This is a genomic window from Pseudomonas sp. B3G-3, from assembly GCF_028640915.1.
Taxonomy (GTDB): Bacteria; Pseudomonadota; Gammaproteobacteria; order Pseudomonadales; family Pseudomonadaceae; genus Aquipseudomonas; species Aquipseudomonas chlororaphis_I.
Genome location: NZ_JAQZAB010000121.1, coordinates 210,228 through 225,931, shown reverse-complemented (window position 1 = coordinate 225,931; position 15,704 = coordinate 210,228). Strand labels below are relative to the sequence as shown.

The 15,704-nt window shown below is 64.9% G+C and carries 8 protein-coding genes and 1 pseudogene; 4 read left to right on the top strand and 5 right to left on the bottom strand.

Annotation, left to right across the window (positions count from 1 at the left end):
* The 3 genes and pseudogenes from PVZ80_RS25305 to PVZ80_RS25295 form a co-directional block, all read left to right on the top strand.
* A pseudogene (locus PVZ80_RS25305) lies at positions 1-193 on the top strand (hypothetical protein); the annotation flags it as partial.
* Entirely contained in the window at positions 169-1,062 is an 894-nt protein-coding gene (locus PVZ80_RS25300; RefSeq protein ID WP_009047635.1) for a LysR family transcriptional regulator, read from the top strand. The pseudogene PVZ80_RS25305 and the gene PVZ80_RS25300, both read left to right, overlap by 25 nt.
* Positions 1,063-1,072: 10 nt before the next feature.
* On the top strand, positions 1,073-1,690 hold the full coding sequence (locus PVZ80_RS25295; protein ID WP_081362385.1) for a tRNA-uridine aminocarboxypropyltransferase: 618 nt from the start codon (positions 1,073-1,075) through the stop codon (positions 1,688-1,690).
* A 130-nt stretch (positions 1,691-1,820) separates the two neighbouring features.
* On the opposite strand, the gene PVZ80_RS25290 is transcribed toward PVZ80_RS25295, so the two are convergent.
* Genes PVZ80_RS25290 through PVZ80_RS25275 form a run of 4 tightly spaced genes read right to left on the bottom strand, consistent with a single transcriptional unit; the run spans position 1,821 to position 7,041 of the window.
* Entirely contained in the window at positions 1,821-3,176 is a 1,356-nt protein-coding gene (locus PVZ80_RS25290) for an HlyD family type I secretion periplasmic adaptor subunit (RefSeq protein WP_016702292.1), read from the bottom strand.
* A 10-nt stretch (positions 3,177-3,186) separates the two neighbouring features.
* Positions 3,187-5,346 carry a type I secretion system permease/ATPase gene (locus tag PVZ80_RS25285; RefSeq protein ID WP_028681959.1) on the bottom strand — a complete coding sequence of 720 codons (2,160 nt, stop codon included), beginning with the start codon at positions 5,344-5,346 and terminating at the stop codon, positions 3,187-3,189.
* A 19-nt stretch (positions 5,347-5,365) separates the two neighbouring features.
* The gene (locus PVZ80_RS25280) at positions 5,366-6,724 is read right to left on the bottom strand and encodes a TolC family outer membrane protein (protein ID WP_009047639.1); all 1,359 of its coding nucleotides are present in this window, start codon (positions 6,722-6,724) and stop codon (positions 5,366-5,368) included.
* 59 nt (positions 6,725-6,783) lie between these two features.
* Entirely contained in the window at positions 6,784-7,041 is a 258-nt protein-coding gene (locus PVZ80_RS25275) for a hypothetical protein (RefSeq protein WP_273864723.1), read from the bottom strand.
* A 272-nt stretch (positions 7,042-7,313) separates the two neighbouring features.
* Between PVZ80_RS25275 and PVZ80_RS25270 the strand changes: the two genes are divergently transcribed.
* Positions 7,314-13,688: a retention module-containing protein gene (locus tag PVZ80_RS25270; protein WP_273864722.1), complete on the top strand. Its 6,375-nt coding sequence runs from the start codon at positions 7,314-7,316 to the stop codon at positions 13,686-13,688.
* Between the two features lie 62 nt (positions 13,689-13,750).
* On the opposite strand, the gene lapD is transcribed toward PVZ80_RS25270, so the two are convergent.
* Positions 13,751-15,691 (bottom strand): cyclic di-GMP receptor LapD, encoded by a 1,941-nt coding sequence (gene lapD / locus PVZ80_RS25265; protein ID WP_028681956.1) that lies wholly within the window; start codon positions 15,689-15,691, stop codon positions 13,751-13,753.
* Positions 15,692-15,704 lie beyond the last annotated feature (13 nt).

Genomic DNA, 15,704 nt, shown 5'->3' with positions numbered 1-15,704 from the left:
GGGCGCCTTCGACATCCCGCCATGCAACCTCGACGAATTCCAGTTCAACCCCGGCCACCGGCATGGCAGCCATAATCAAGATCGCCAGATTCTCTATGGAGGAACGCCGATGGGGCAGGATGACCCTGACACTCGATCCCCGTTGTCGATTTTCCTTGTGGAGCTCCCATGGCCAACGCTTTACCTGATCTGAAACTATTGCGCATCTTCGTCAGCGTGGTGCGGCATCAGGGATTCGCCAATGCCCAGCACGAACTGAACCTCTCCACATCGGCCATCAGCACCTACATGAGCCAGCTCGAATCGGCCCTGGGGCTGGTCCTGTGCCACCGTGGCCGCGGCGGTTTCAGCCTGACCAGCAAGGGCGAGCTGTTCCACCAGGAAACCCTGCGCCTGCTGGGCGAGCTGGAGGGCTTCGAGCAGTACGCCGCGGCGCTCAAGGGCGAACTGCGCGGCACTCTCAACCTGGGGGTGATCGACTCGACGGTGAGCGACAAGGCCCTGCCGTTCGCCGAAGCCATCGGCGCCTACAGCCAGGAACACCCGGCGGTGCACTTGCATCTGTCGGTGCTCAGCCCCTACGAATTGCAGCTCGGCGTGCAGGACAACCGCCTGGACCTGGCCATCGGCGCGTTCTCCACGCGCATGAGCGGGCTGGTGTACATGCCGCTGTACCGCGAGCAGCACTGGCTGTATTGCAGCAGCCGGCACCCGCTGTTCAACGAACGGCGCATTCCCGAGCAGGTGATCACCCAGCAGCGCATGGTCGGCCGTGGCTACTGGAGCCAGGCCGAACTGGCGCGCCATGGCTTCAAGCACAGCGCGGCGACGGTGGAGAGCATGGAGGCGCAGCTGATCCTGGTGCTGTCCGGCGCCTATATCGGCTACCTGCCGGAGCATTACGCCCAGGCCTGGGCCGACAAGGGCGACTTGCGCGTGCTGCTGCCGGCCACCTTCGGCTATCAGGCGCCGTTTTCGATGATCGTGCGCCGCGGGCGTAGCCGTGAGCCGCTGATCCAGACGTTCCGCGACCTGCTCAAGGCGCAGCTCAACCAGGTCTGAGGAGGCCGATGTGTCCAGAACCCAATGCCCGCGTTGCCTGCGTCCGAAAACCCATTGCCTGTGCCCGCTGATTCCACGGCTGGACAGTCGCACCCGGATCCTGCTGTTGCAGCATCCCAGCGAAGTGAACCACGCGCTGAACACCGCGCGGCTGGCGGCGCTGGGGTTGAACAATGCCGAGTTGATCGTCGGGGAGGTGTTTGACGATCTGCCGAAGCTGTTGAACTGCCCCGGGTATCAGGCGCGCCTGCTGTTCCCGGCGGAAGACGCGCAGCCGTTGCAGGCCTATTCCAGCGCGCCGGACGAGCAGCCCTTGTTGCTGGTGGTGCCCGACGGCACCTGGCGTAAGGCGCGCAAGTTGCTGCACCTCAATCCGCTGCTGGCGGCGTTGCCGCGAGTGACCCTGGCCGAAGGCGCGGTGTCCCGTTACCGGCTGCGCAAGGCGCCGGGACCTGGGGCCTTGTCGACCATCGAAGCCATCGTCCAGGCCCTGCAGACCCTGGAGGCGCCAACCTCGTTCGAGCCCTTGCTGAAACCTTTCGAAGCCTTGATCGACGGGCAGATCGCGGCGATGGGGGAGGACACCTATCAGCGTAACCACCTGCGGGCGCAGGACGACTCCCTGTAGCCGCTGCCGCAGGCTGCGATGGGCCGCGCAGCGGCCCCAAAACGCCCATGCCTCATATCATCTGAAAGACCGAGGTGCCTGATTGACGCCCGCTTCGCGGTCGGTCGCAGCCTGCGGCAGCGGCTACAAATTAACGCTCGCGCATCGCCTCGGTCCGCGCCTTGAGCACCGGCTTGAGCAGGTAGTCGAGCACGCTTTTCTCGCCGGTGATGATGTCCACCGTGGCGACCATCCCGGGGATGATCAGCAGCGGCTTGAGGTCGCCGCCCAGGTGGTTCTTGTCGGTCCGCACCTGGATCAGGTAGAAGCTGTTGCCCTTGTCGTCGGTGATGGTGTCGGCGCCGATCAGTTCCAGCTTGGCGCTCAGGCCGCCGTAGATGGTGTAGTCGTAGGCGCTGAACTTGACCATGGCTTTCTGCCCGGGATGGAGGAAGGCCACGTCCTGCGGCCGTACCTTGGCCTCGATCAGCAGGTTGTCCTCCAGCGGCACGATTTCCAGCATGTCGCTGCCCGGCTGGACCACGCCGCCGATGGTGTTGACCTTGAGCTGCTTGATCACCCCGTGCACCGGCGAGGTCACGGTGGTGCGGGTCACCCGGTCGTCGATGGCGATGCTCGAGGCGGTGATTTTCGACAGGTCGGTGCGTTTCTCGTTGAGCTCCTTGGCGGCGTCGGAGCGGAAGCCTTGTTCGGACTCGTCGATCTTGCTCCGGATTTCGTTGATCGCCGATTCCGCCCGGGGAATGGCCAGTGTCGTGGCATTCAGCGAGCCGCGGATCTCCACCGCGCTGCGCTTGAGACGCAGGATCTCCACCGGTGACACCGCGCCGGTACTTACCAGCGGCGCCGACATGTTCATCTCCTGGTTGAGCAGGGCCAGGCTGGAACTGAATTGCCCCTGTTTCGAGCGGAACTCCGCCAGCTCCTGGGTCTTTTGCCGCAGCTGTTCGCTCAAGGTCCGCTGTTCGCTGGCCAGGCGACGCTGGCGCTGTTCGTACAGCGAGCGTTCGTCCTCCGCCACCTGCGGCGCCTTGGCCACCACCTCGTCGGATGGCTTGAACGGCCGGCCCTCGGCTTCGGCGGAGAGGCGTTCGACCTGGGCCATCAAGGCATAGCGGTCGGCCTCGCTTTCGCCCTTGTTCGACAAAAAGCGCGTGTCGTCCAGGCGCAGCAGGGTGTCGCCCTTGTTCACCATCTGCCCTTCGCGCACGAAGATCTCGGTGACGATGCCGCCCTCCAGGTTCTGCACCACCTGCACCTTGCTCGACGGAATGGCCTTGCCTTCGCCGGTGGTCACCTCCTGCAGCACCGCGAACTTGGCCCAGAGCAGGGCACTGATGAGCAGCCCGGTGGTCAGCCAGACGACAATGCGCGAGCCGCGGGGCGAGTCCTGCAGCGAGGCGCCGGCGGTTTCGGGCATGAACTCGCTTTCCGCGCTTTTGCGCAGGCTGGCGAAGTAGCCGCGTGATTGCGATGAGGCAGGCATGGGGCGACTCCTAGACCGCCGCAGAGCCGACACGGCCCTTGCGCAGTGCATCGATGACCGCTTCTTTCGGCCCGTCGGCGACGATCCGCCCGTTGTCCAGGACCACCAGCCGGTCCACCAGGCTGAGCATCGAGGTGCGGTGGGTCACCAGCAGCAGGGTCTTGCCCTGTACCCAGGCGTGCAGGCGCTGGCGCAGGGCGTCTTCGCTGCTGTTGTCCATGGCGCTGGTGGGTTCGTCCAGGAGCATGATCGGCGGGTCCAGCAGCAGCGCTCGGGCCAGCAGCACCGCCTGGCGCTGGCCGCCGGACAGCAGTTGGCCACGCTCGCCCACCGGCCGGTCGAAGCCCTGGGGATGCTGGCGGGCCAGCTCGGTGACTCCGGTCAGCTCGGCGACCTCGAGCATGCGCGCATCGCTGATATAGCGGGCGCCGAGGGTCAGGTTGTCGCGCAGGCTGCCGGCCAGCAGCGGCAGGTCGTGGGCGACATAGCCGATCTGCTGGCGCAGGTCGGCCACGTCCAGTTGGCGCAGGTCGAGGCCGTCCAGCAGCAACTGGCCTTCCTCGGGGGCATAGAAGCCCATGACCAGGCGCCCCAGGGTGCTCTTGCCGGAGCCGCTGCGGCCGATGATGCCGATGCGCTCGCCGGGCTGCATGCTGAAGCTGATGTTGCTCAGGGCCGCGGCATTCTGCCCCTGATAACGGAAGGTCACCTGATTGAGCGCCAGCGCGCCTTGCAGTTGCGTGCGTTCCAGCGGGCGCTGGCGGGCATCGCGCTCCTGGGGCAGGGCCATCAGGGCGTCGGTGCTGCGCATGGTCAGTTGCGCCTGCTGGTAGCGGGTGATCAGCCCGGCGATCTGCCCCAGCGGCGCCAGGACCCGGCTGCCGAGCATGTAGGTGGCCACCAGCGCGCCGACGCTGAGGTTGCCGGCGATGATGCTGTAGACCCCGGCGACTATGGTCGCCATGCCGCAGAACTGCTGGATGAACAGGGTGCCGTTGGTGGCCAGGGCCGAGAGATTGCGCGCGTGGCTGTCGAGGCGGGTGAGGGCGCCGTGGGTGCTTTCCCAGCGGTGCTGGCGTTCGCTTTCGGCGCTGCAGGCCTTGAGGGTTTCCAGGCCGCCGAGGGTCTCGATCAGCAGCGCCTGGCGTTCGGCGCCCAGGCTCAGGCTCTTTTGCACGGTGTCGCGCAGGCGGGCCTGGATCAGCATGGCGAAGACGATGGTCAGGGGAAACGCCAGCAGCGGAATCACCACCAGCCAGCCGCCGAGCAGGCCGATCACCAGCAGCATCAGGACGGCGAAGGGCAGGTCGATCAGGCTGGTCAGGGTCACGGCGGTGAGAAACTCGCGCAGGCCCTGGAAGTCATGGATGCTCTGGGCGAAGCCGCCGATGGTCGCCGGCTTGGCTTTCATCGCCATGCCGGTGATGCGCTCGAACAGGGTGGCGGAGAGGATCACGTCGGTGCGCTTGCCGGCGCTGTCCAGCAGATGGGCGCGCACCACCCGCAGCACCAGCTCGAAGCCGGTGCCGATCAACAGACCAATAGCCAGCACCCAGAGGGTCGAGGTGGCCTGGTTGGGCACCACGCGGTCGTAGGTCTGCATGACGAACAGCGGCACCATCAGCCCCAGCAGGTTGATCAACAGGCTGGCGAGGATCGCGTCGCTGTACAGCCAGCGCGAGAGTTTCAGGGTGTCGCGGAACCAGGCTTCGACCCGCGGTACCAGGGAATTGCGCAGTTCTTCCAGTTCATGGCGTGGCCGGGCGAACAGCGCCTGGCCACTGTAGTCGTCGTTCAGCTCCGTCTGGCTGACCCACTGTTCGCCGCCCTCGGCTTCGCTGGGCAGGATCAGCGCCTGGCCGTCATCGCCCCAGCGGCGCAGGACCGCGCAGCGGCCATGCTTGAGGATCAGCAGCACCGGCAGGTTGAGCTTGGAAATCGCCGACAGCTCGCGGCGCAGCAGGCGCGCCTGCAGGCTGGCGCGGGCCGCGGCGCGGGGCAGCAGGTCCAGGCTCAGGCGTTGCTGGGCCAGGGGCAGCCCCGCGCTGAGGCTGGCACGGCTGACGGTGCAGTCATGCAGTTTGCAGAGGATCAGCAATCCGTCCAACAACGGGTCATCAAAGCTCAGGCGCGGATCGACGCCTGAGCTCCCGGGTTCCATGCTGGTCACATTGAAGTCCTCCGAGGACTTAACGCATCTCCGGCAGACGGGCGTCGCTCTTCACTTCGGTCTGGGCGATCGCTTCGGCTGGCACCACGACTTTTTCCTTGTTCAACAGCTCGCCCATGTTCGCCAGCACGCGATACATCGAGAACTCCTCGGTGTAGCGCACTTCGGTGTAGCGGCGGTTGGCGTTGTACAGCTCGTTTTCGCTGTCCAGCAGGTCGAGCAGGGTGCGCTGGCCGAGACCGAACTGGTCCTGGTAGGCGGCCCGTACGCGGGTGGTGGTTTCAGCGTATTCGCGAGCGGTGGGGGTCTGCTTCTTGGCGTTGAGCATGGCGTTCCAGGCCAGGGTGATGTTCTCGTTGAGCATGCGCAGCGCGTTGTTGCGGATGTCCATGGCCTGGTTGATCTTGTGCGCGTCCGATTGCAGGCGGGCCTTGTCGCTGCCGCCGCGGAACAGGTTGTAGTTCATCACCACGCCCACCCGCCATTCATTGTCGTGGCCCTTGTCGCCCTGCACGTTGTCGTTGGCGCCCACCGCGGCCTCGGCATCGAAGCGTGGGTAGAACGGCGACTTGGCGACCTCGTACTGGCTTTCGGCCGCGTGCACGTCGGCCTGGGCCGATTTCAGGTAGGGGTTGTTCTCCAGCATGCTCTGCCGGGCATCCGGCAGGCTGGCGGGGATTTCGCCGCGCACCGAAGGCAGGCTTTCCAGTTCGTCGGGCATACGGCCCACGGCGCTGAAGAAGTTGGCCTCGGCATCGGCCAGGTCGACCTGCGCGGTGTCGTAGTTGTTTTCCGCCAGGGCGCGACGGGCCTTGGACTGGTCGAGGTCGGCGGTGCTGCCGACACCGCGTTCGCTGCGCAGGCTGATCTGGTCGTTGACCCGCAGGTGCGCCTGCAGGTTGTTCTTGGCCAGGGTCACCAGTTCGCGGCGCTTGAGCACTTCCAGGTACACCTCGATGGTGCGCAGGGCCAGGCTCTCGGCGGTACCGCGGGTGTAGTAGGCCCGCGAGTTGGAGACCGACTGGGTGCGCCCGACCTCGTTGGCGGTATTGAAGCCGTCGAAGAGCATTTGCCGCAGGCGCAACTCCGACTGGGTATAGGTCAGCGTCTCGGTGTGATGGTTGCCCAACGCGCGCGTGGTGGTGTTGTCGCTGTAGCCACGGCCATAGGCAGCATTCAGGTCCAGCGATGGATAGAAGCCCCCTTTGGCGACCTTGACGTCCTCATCAGCCGACAGACGGTTGTTCTGGCTCGCGCGCAGTTCCGGGTGGTTGTCCAGCGTGCTTTGAATCGCCTCCGTCAGAGACATGGCTTGGGCCTGATGAATACAGGCCATGGCTAATAAAATCGCGCTACTGAGGGGGGTAAAAACGCGCATGAGGTACATCTCCCTGGTCCATGTATGGTGCTTTGCAGTCGCCAAAAAAATGACGAAATTTATAGGCCAAACCGTTTCAGGTTTGTAACAACAGAGCTAAGAACATCCTGAGCGGAAGCTAAGAAGAATTTCTCATAAGCCTTATGCTGAAAAAAACTTATGCACTCTGTGAAATCCAGCACATTGTTCAGTTCGAAAGCCCCGTGTTTATAGGCTCTAGGGAGCTTTTTGGGGACTTGAAAAGGTTCAACAAAATTTGCGACATAGGGCGGGAAAGGAGCGGTGAGGAGGGTGCGATACGGATTTTTGAGCGACATTTTTTTGTCACTTGCAGTGTTTTAATCCGTGTCGCGACTTTCGCGGGAGGGCTGTCCGAAGCCGGAATGCGCTTGACTGCATTCGGTTTTGCCTTCGGCAGAAACAGCAGGCCAGCGAGGGACGAGCGAGAGGGACAGGCCGGTGCGCAGGTTCGACTGAGCAGACATCAGCGAGCCTTCAGGCTGGCGTTTCCCGTCGCTGACCCGATAACGCCATAGCACTTTTCCGTGCAACCAGATGCCGATAGCGGTCGGCAGCGGAGGAAGTGCTCATGGCTAAGTTGATCGGCGTCGTCAGTAAGGTAATCGGGCAGGTAGTAGCGGTCGCGGCGGATGGCAGCCGGCGCGTCTTGGTAGAGGGCGATCGTCTGTTCGCAGGGGATCAACTGGTGACCGGTGCGCAAGGCGCGGTGGCCGTGCATTTGCAGAACGGCCAGGAACTGACCCTCGGGCGCGACAGCAGCCTGCAATTGACTCCGCAACTGTTGGCGCACCAGGCGCCCCATGTACAGACTCCGGAAGCCGTGACCCCCAGCGCGGCGCAGCTGACCGATGTCGAGCAACTGCAGAAAGCCATTGCTGCCGGCGCCGACCCGACGCAAACCGGCGAAGCCACGGCGGCCGGCCCCGGTGCCACGGGTGGCACCGCCGGCGCCCTGGGCGGCGGGCACACCTTTGTACTGCTTGAAGAAGTCGCGGGTCGGGTCGAGCCGGTCATTGGTTTCCCCACCGCGGGCTTCAACGGAATTCCCGAATTCGTGCCTGAGCGGATTGCCGCGGTACCGCCAAGCGACGACAGCGGTATCGCACCGCCACCCCCACCGAACAACCCGGTCACCCTGGGCGGCCTGTCGGTCGCCAATGGCGAGTTGACCCTCAGCGAAGCCAATCTGCCCCAAGGCTCGGCGAGCAATCCGGCGGCGCTGGTGCAGAACGGCACCTTCAGTGTTTCCGCGCCCGACGGCCTGCTCAACCTCAGTGTGGGCGGGATCGTCGTGGTCAGTGGCGGGGTGGCCGCGGGCTTTCCCCAGTCGATCACCACTGCCCTGGGGAACACCCTGACCATCACCGGTTTCGATCCTGCCACGGGTACGGTCAGCTATAGCTACACCCTGGTCGGCAACGAAATCCATTCCGCCGCCGATGGCGCCAACAACCTGAGCGAGCATTTCACCGTGCTGGCCAGCGACAGCAATGGCGATTCGGCGAGCAACTCGCTGGACATCAACATTACCGACGATGTGCCCCAGGCGTTCAACGACGGCAATGGTGTCGCCTCGGAAAGCCAGCTGGTACTCACTGGCAATGTCCTGACCAATGATGTGCAGGGCGCCGACCGGGTGCCCAGCGGACCGATCATCGCCGGTACCTTCAATGGCACCTACGGCACCCTGGTGCTGGCGGCCGACGGTACCTATACCTACACCCTGCACACTGGCGATCCGGCATTCCTCGCGCTCAAGGGCGGCGGCAGTGGCACTGAAACCTTTACCTACACCCTGACCGATGCCGATGGTGACAGCAGCACCGCCAACCTGGTGCTGCAGGTGCACAACAACGACGATCCGGTGGTGATTCGCGGCTTCAACCTCGAAGGCGCCGAGGTCACGGTCTACGAGAAGCACCTGGCGGACGGCAGCAGCCCGGATGCGGGCGCGCTGACCCAGAGCGGCACCTTCAGCATCTCGGCGCTCGACGGCCTGCAAAACCTGACGGTCGGCGGTCTCTCCCTGGTCAGCGGCGGAGTGGCTGCGGGCTTCCCTCAATCGATCACCACCGGCCTGGGCAATACCCTGACCATCACCGGCTACGACCCCGGCACTGGCGTGGTCAGCTATAGCTACACCCTGGCCGCCAATGACGCGCACCCGGCCGGCAACGGTAGCAACGCGCTGGGTGAGAGTTTCACGGTGTCCGTCACGGACGTCGACGGCAGTACTATCAGTGGCCTGCTGGATATCAATGTGGTCGATGACGTGCCGACGGCGGTCGACGACAGCAATGGTGTCGCCTCGGAAAGCCAGCTGACCCTGAGCGGCAATGTGCTGACCAACGATGTACAGGGCGCCGACCGGGTGCCCAGCGGGCCGATCACCGCCGGCACCTTCAACGGTACCTACGGCACCCTGGTACTGGCGGCCGACGGTACCTATACCTACACCCTGCACCCTGGTGATTCGGCGTTCCTCGCCCTTCAGGGCGGCGGTAGCGGCACCGAGACCTTTACCTACACCCTGACCGATGCCGACGGTGATACCAGCAGCGCCAACCTGGTGTTGCAGGTGCACAACAACGACGACTCGGTGGTGATTCAGGGCCTCAATGCCGAAGGCGGCGAAGTCACGGTCTACGAGAAGCACCTGGCGGACGGCAGCAGTCCGGATGCGGGGGCGCTGACCCAGAGCGGCACCTTCACCGTGACCGCGCCGGACGGCCTGCAGAGCCTGAGCGTGGGCGGAGTTAATGTGGTGACCGGCGGGGTGCCCGCGGGCTTCCCGCAATCGGTGACCACCGCCCTGGGCAATACCCTGACCATCACCGGCTACAACGCGGCTACCGGGGTGATCAGCTACAGCTACACCCTGGCGGACAACGAGGATCACCCAACCGCCAACGGCGCCAACAGCCTCAGCGAGCATTTCAATGTGGTCGCCACCGATGTCGATGGCAGCACCGCCAGCGGTTCGCTGGATGTGAACGTGGTGGATGACCTGCCAACAGCGGTCAATGACAGCAACGGCGTCGCCTCGGAAAGCCAGCTGGTGCTCAGTGGCAACGTACTGACCAACGACGTGCAAGGTGCCGACCGGGTACCCACTGGTCCGGTGACTGCTGGTACTTTCACTGGCACCTACGGCACCCTGGTTCTCGCAGCCGATGGCACCTACACCTATACCCTCAATGCCGAGGATGCCGACTTCAAGGCCTTGTACGGCAATGGCAACGGCACGGAGACCTTCGCCTACACCATCACCGACGCCGACGGCGACTCCAGCACCGCCAACCTGGTGCTGGACATCCATAACAACGATGACTGCGTGACCCTCTACTGCCTGGATGTCCCGGGTGGCGAGCTGACGGTCTACGAGAAGCACCTCAGCGACGGTACCAGCCCCAATGCCCCGGCCTTGACCCAGAGCGGCTTCTTCGCCGTTAGCGCGCCGGACGGCCTGCAAACCCTGACCGTGGGCGGGATCAATGTGGTGACCGGCGGAGTGGCCGCGGGCTTCCCGCAATCGATAATGACCGCCCTGGGCAACGTCCTGACCATTAACGGTTACGACGCCAGCACCGGTGTCGTCAGTTACAGCTACACCTTGCTCGACAATGAAAATCACCCGACGGGGCTGGGGGCCAACAGCATCGCCGAGCATTTCACTGTGTTCGCCAGCGATGGCGACGGCAGCAGTGCCTCCGGGGTGATCGATGTGAATATCGTCGATGACCTGCCCACCGCGAATCCTGACGTGGTGATGGCCGACGAAGGCACCACCATCAGCGGTAACGTGCTGGGTAACGACGTTGGGGGAGCCGATGGGCCGGCAGCCACGGGCGCGGTGGTCGGCGTGCGCGCCGGCAGCGATACCTCGACCTCGGCCATTGGCGGTTTGAACACCACCATCAACGGCCTGTATGGCACGCTGACCCTGGACGCCTTCGGCAACGCGACCTATCACAGCTATCCGAACTCGGTCACCGCTCCCGATTCGGAGGATGTGTTCGTCTACACCGTGCGTGACGCGGACGGCGATGAAAGCACCACCACCATCACCATCCAGATCTGCGGCAACGAGCTCAGGGCGGTCACTGACCAGGATGTCACTGTCTTCGAAAAAGCCCTGGACCTGAACAAGGATGGCCAGGACCTGGCGGCCGGCACGGTGATCGGCAGTGACCCGGGCAATACCGGCGAAACCGCCACCGGCACCCTGGTCGGCTCGGTCACTGGTGGCAGCGGCACTATCACCTACACCCTGGTCGGCAGCGCCACTGGCACTTACGGGCAGATCCTGCTCAACCCCGACGGCACCTACCGCTACACCCTGACCTCGGCGCCGAAAACCTCGCCGACTGCCAACGACGGCCCCAACGTGCTGGGCGAAAGCTTCACCTACAAGGCCACCGACGCGGTGGGCAATACCACCACCAGCACCATCCAGATCAGCATCGTCGACGACGTGCCCCAGGCGGTCGCCAGCGAGCGTGCGGTCACCGCGCTGGAAGTCGATTCCAACCTGCTGCTGGTGATCGACGTCTCCGGCAGCATGGCCGATCCGTCCGGGGTACCGGGCCTGTCGCGCCTGGAGCTGGCCAAGCAGGCGATCAGCACCTTGCTCGACAAGTACGACGACATGGGCGATGTGAAGGTGCAGATCGTCACCTTCAGCAGCAGCGCCACGGACAAGACGCCGATCTGGGTCGATGTGGCGACGGCCAAGTCGATCATTGCCTCGCTGACCGCGGGCGGCGGCACCAACTACGATGCGGCCGTGGCCGCGGCGAAGCTGGCGTTTGTCACCAGTGGCCAGATCAGTGGCGCGCAGAACGTCGGTTATTTCTTTTCCGACGGCAAGCCCACCGATGGCCAGGAGATCGGCACCGCTGACGAAACCGCCTGGAAAGCCTTCCTCGACGCCAACGGCATCAAGAACTACGCAATCGGCCTGGGCAGCGGTGTCAGCAACAGCAACCTCGACCCGCTGGCCTATGACGGCAGTACTCATATCGACACCAATGCCGTGGTGGTCACCGACCTGAACCAGCTCGACTCGGTGCTGGCCGGTACGGTACAGGGCACCCCGGTCACCGGCTCGCTGCTCGGCGAAAGCGGCTCGTTCGGCGCCGACGGCGGTTTCATCAAGACCCTGGTGGTCGATGGCACCACCTACACCTATGACCCCAGCGGCAATGGCAACCAGGGCTCGCTGAGCTTCAGCGGCGGGGTCAACCACGGCACCTTCAACACCCTGGACAACAGCCTCAGCATCGCCACCAACAATGGCGGCACGCTGGTGGTGAAACTCGACACGGGCGACTACACCTACACCTCGCAGAAAATCACCAGCGTGGTGCTGACCGAGACGGTCGGCTTCACCGTCAGCGACAACGACGGCGACCTGGCCAGCTCGACCCTGGTGGTCAAGGTCAACCCGAACGCGGCGCCGGTGGCGGGCGACGACCACATCATCACCAACATTCTGTCGGGCACTATCGTGGTGCCGGCCGATGCCCTGCTGGCCAACGACAGCGACGCCAACGGCGATCCGCTGACGGCCGCGCCGACCAGCTTCAACACCGGCTGGTTGTCCCCGGGGGCGGACTTTACCGCCGGCAGCCTGCAGACCATCAGCTTCACCGGAGGGTCCAACCAGACCCTGACCGTCGCCCGGGCCTCGTTCAATGCCAATACGGCGGCGATGACGGCCGCGGTGGTGATCAGCGGCTTCCTGGGCAGCATCAACAACGGCAATGACAACGACGAGGATGTGATCAGCGTCAACCTGAAGCAGGGCGAGACCCTGAACCTGGATCACAACCTGACGGCGGGCCGGGTGGGCATGGAGTACGCCTTCAATGGCGGGGCCTACACCGCGATTACCGACGGTGGCTCGTTCACCGCGGGGGCGGACGGCACCTACCAGATCCACATCACCAACCTGACCAACCCCAGCGGCGGCAACGCCAACGGTTCGGAAAACTACCAACTGACCATGACCGTCAACTACGCTGGCGGCCAGGAGTCCACGCCGGATTACCACGGTACCTACACCGCCAGCGACAGCCATGGCGGCAGCGACAGCGCGGCGGTGAGCATCAGCTATCAAGGCGGCCATACCCTGACCGGCACCGCTGGCGACGATGTGCTGCTGGCCGGTAGCGGCGACAACCTGATCAATGCCGGTGACGGCAACGACGTGCTCGTCGCCGGCAGCGGCAATAACACCCTGCACGGCGACGCTGGTAACGACCTGCTGTTCAGCGGGCCGGGCAACGACCTGCTCGACGGTGGCACGGGCAACGACACCGCCAGCTACGCCCATGCCAGTGCCGGGGTCACGGTCGACCTCGCGCTGCTCGGTGCGCAGAACACCGGCGGTGCCGGCACCGATATCCTGGCCGCCATCGAAAACCTGGTGGGCTCCAACTACAACGACAGCCTGACCGGCGACAGCAACGCCAACATCATCACCGGCGGCCTGGGCAATGATGTGCTCAACGGCGGTGGCGGCGACGACCTGTTGATCGGCGGGCTGGGCAACAACACCCTGACCGGTGGCAGCGGCAGCGACACCTTCCAGTGGCAGCAGGGCAACAGCGGGCATGACCTGGTCACCGACTTCACGCCGGGCACCGACAAGCTCGACCTGTCGCAACTGCTGCAAGGCGAGAACGCCAGCAGCGCATCGCTGGATGACTACCTGCACTTCACCGTCACCGGCAGCGGCCCGTCGCTGGTCACCAGCATCGATGTCAGCGCGGCGGCGGGGGCCACGCCGAGCCAGACCATCGACCTGGCCGGGGTCAACCTGGCGGCGCATTACGGGGTGACGCCGGGCGCGGGTGGGGTGATCGCCGGTGGCGCGGATACCGCGACCATCATCAACGGCATGCTCAACGACCATTCGTTGAAGGTCGATACCGTCTGAGACCTGCCGACCCCGGCGCCAGCCTCGCCCGAGGCTGGCGTCGGGGTCGGGCGGGGGAGGGGCTACATCGGTTGCGGTGGGCCGATCAGACGCCCCATGACCCCGAACAGGCCCAAGGCCTTGAGGGTGTCCAGTTCACCCTGGGTTTCGACCTGTTCGGCGATCAGCGGCAGGTCGATGCTGTGGGTGGCGCGAAATACCGCCTCGATGAACAGCTGTTTGTCGCTTTGCCGGTCGATGTCGCGGATGTAGCTGCCATCGACTTTCAGGTAGGCCAGGCCGAGGTGGGCGAGGTTGCCGATCTGGCTGAAGTTGCCGCCGAAATGTTGCAGGCCGATCCGGTAGCCGCTGTCCCGCAGGCGCTGGCTCAATTGCTGCAACTCGCTGGCCGAGGGCAGTTGGCGTTCGTCGATCTCCAGTGTCAGTAACCTGGCCAGGTCGGGCAGGGCCTTGAGCTGGTCGAGGATCCGCTGCAAGGCGTCGGGGTCGCGCAGGGTGCTGCCGGACAGGCTCAGGGCCAGCGGCCAGGCATGCTCGACCAGATAATCCAGGGTGTGTTCGAGCATGGCCAGGTCGAAGCGCGCCGACCAGCCGAGACGCTCGATCCAGGGCAGGAAATGCCCGGCGGCGATGGCTTCGCCCTGCGGGTCGAGCAAGCGCGCCAGCACCTTGTGATGCAGCACCTCGCTGGTGTCGGCGCACTGCACCACCGGCTGGAAATACAACTTCAACTTGCCGTTGCTCAGGGCGTCGTCGATCCAGGCGCGCCAGTCATGCTGCGGCTGGCTGGGGCCGGCGGCGAAGTCCTGCAGCAGCGCCCAGGGACGTTCGGGGTGCTGCTGGGCCTGCGCCAGCGCCTGGTCCAGACGCAGCCATACGCCGCTCAGCGGGTCGCCCGGCCGGTAGGCGACGATGCCCAGGTGCGCCACCGGCGTGCAGTCGCTGGCCCCGGTCAGGCGCAGGTTCTCCAGGGTGGCGCTGATTTCCATGGCCAGGCGCTCGGCGCCGCGGCTGTCCAGGCCCGGCGTGAGCAGGCTGAATTCGCCGCCGCGATTGCGCGCCGCCAGCCAGTGGCGCCGGTCGGCCTGGGTGCCGATGCGCTTGAGCAGGTCGCCGATGCTTTTGATCAGGGCGTCGGTGCGCTGGCCGCCCAGGCGCTGGTTCAGGCCACTGAGGTCGTTGACCCGCAGCATCAGCAGGTAACCATCGCCACTCTGCTCGTTGAGCAGCAACTGATCGCCGAGCTGTTCGTCCAGCAGGCGCCGGTTGGCCAGGCCGGTCAGGCTGTCCTGATAGGACTCGGCCCGCAGCTTCTCGCTGCGCGCAGCCTCCTCGGTGAACAGGGCCTTGAGTTTTTCCACCATCTGGTTCATGGCCAGGACCACCCGCTTGAGTTCGGGGGTGCGTGGCGCCGTCGGCAGGCTGATGAACTCACGGTGGCTGATGGCTTCGGCCTGCCTGACCATGGCATCCAGCGGTCGCAATTGGCGCCGCAGCAGCCAGCCGCCGAACACCGCGCTGAGCAGCCCGCAGACCAGCAGCCAGAGCAGGCCGCCGAGGCTGCTGTCCCAGAGCCTGGCCAGGGCGAACTGCGGGTTGCTCAGCACCTCCACCCGCGCCACCTGTTCCCAGCCGCGCATGACCAGGGCGTCGCCGCCTTGCGGGTGCAGGTTCACCAGCCTGACGAACCACTGGGGGACGCCTTCGATGTTGGCGGGCACCGAACGCTCCAGCAGAAGGCTTTCGTCTTCGATGTTCACCACCCGGATGCTGTTGTAGTAGCCGCTGTCGAAGATCGAGCTGACCATCAGTTCCATCATCGCCGGGTCGTCGACCTGGCTGGTCAGGGACAGGCCCAGGGCGGTGGCCGCATCCTGGGCGTGGGAGCGCAACTGGCTGAGCATCTGCTCGCGGGAGCTTTCCAGGCTGACAAAAAAACTGCCGCTGAAGGCCACCAGCAGGAACAGGCAGATGGCGAGAAACAGTTGCTTGAGTAGCGACATTCGGCACTCCTTG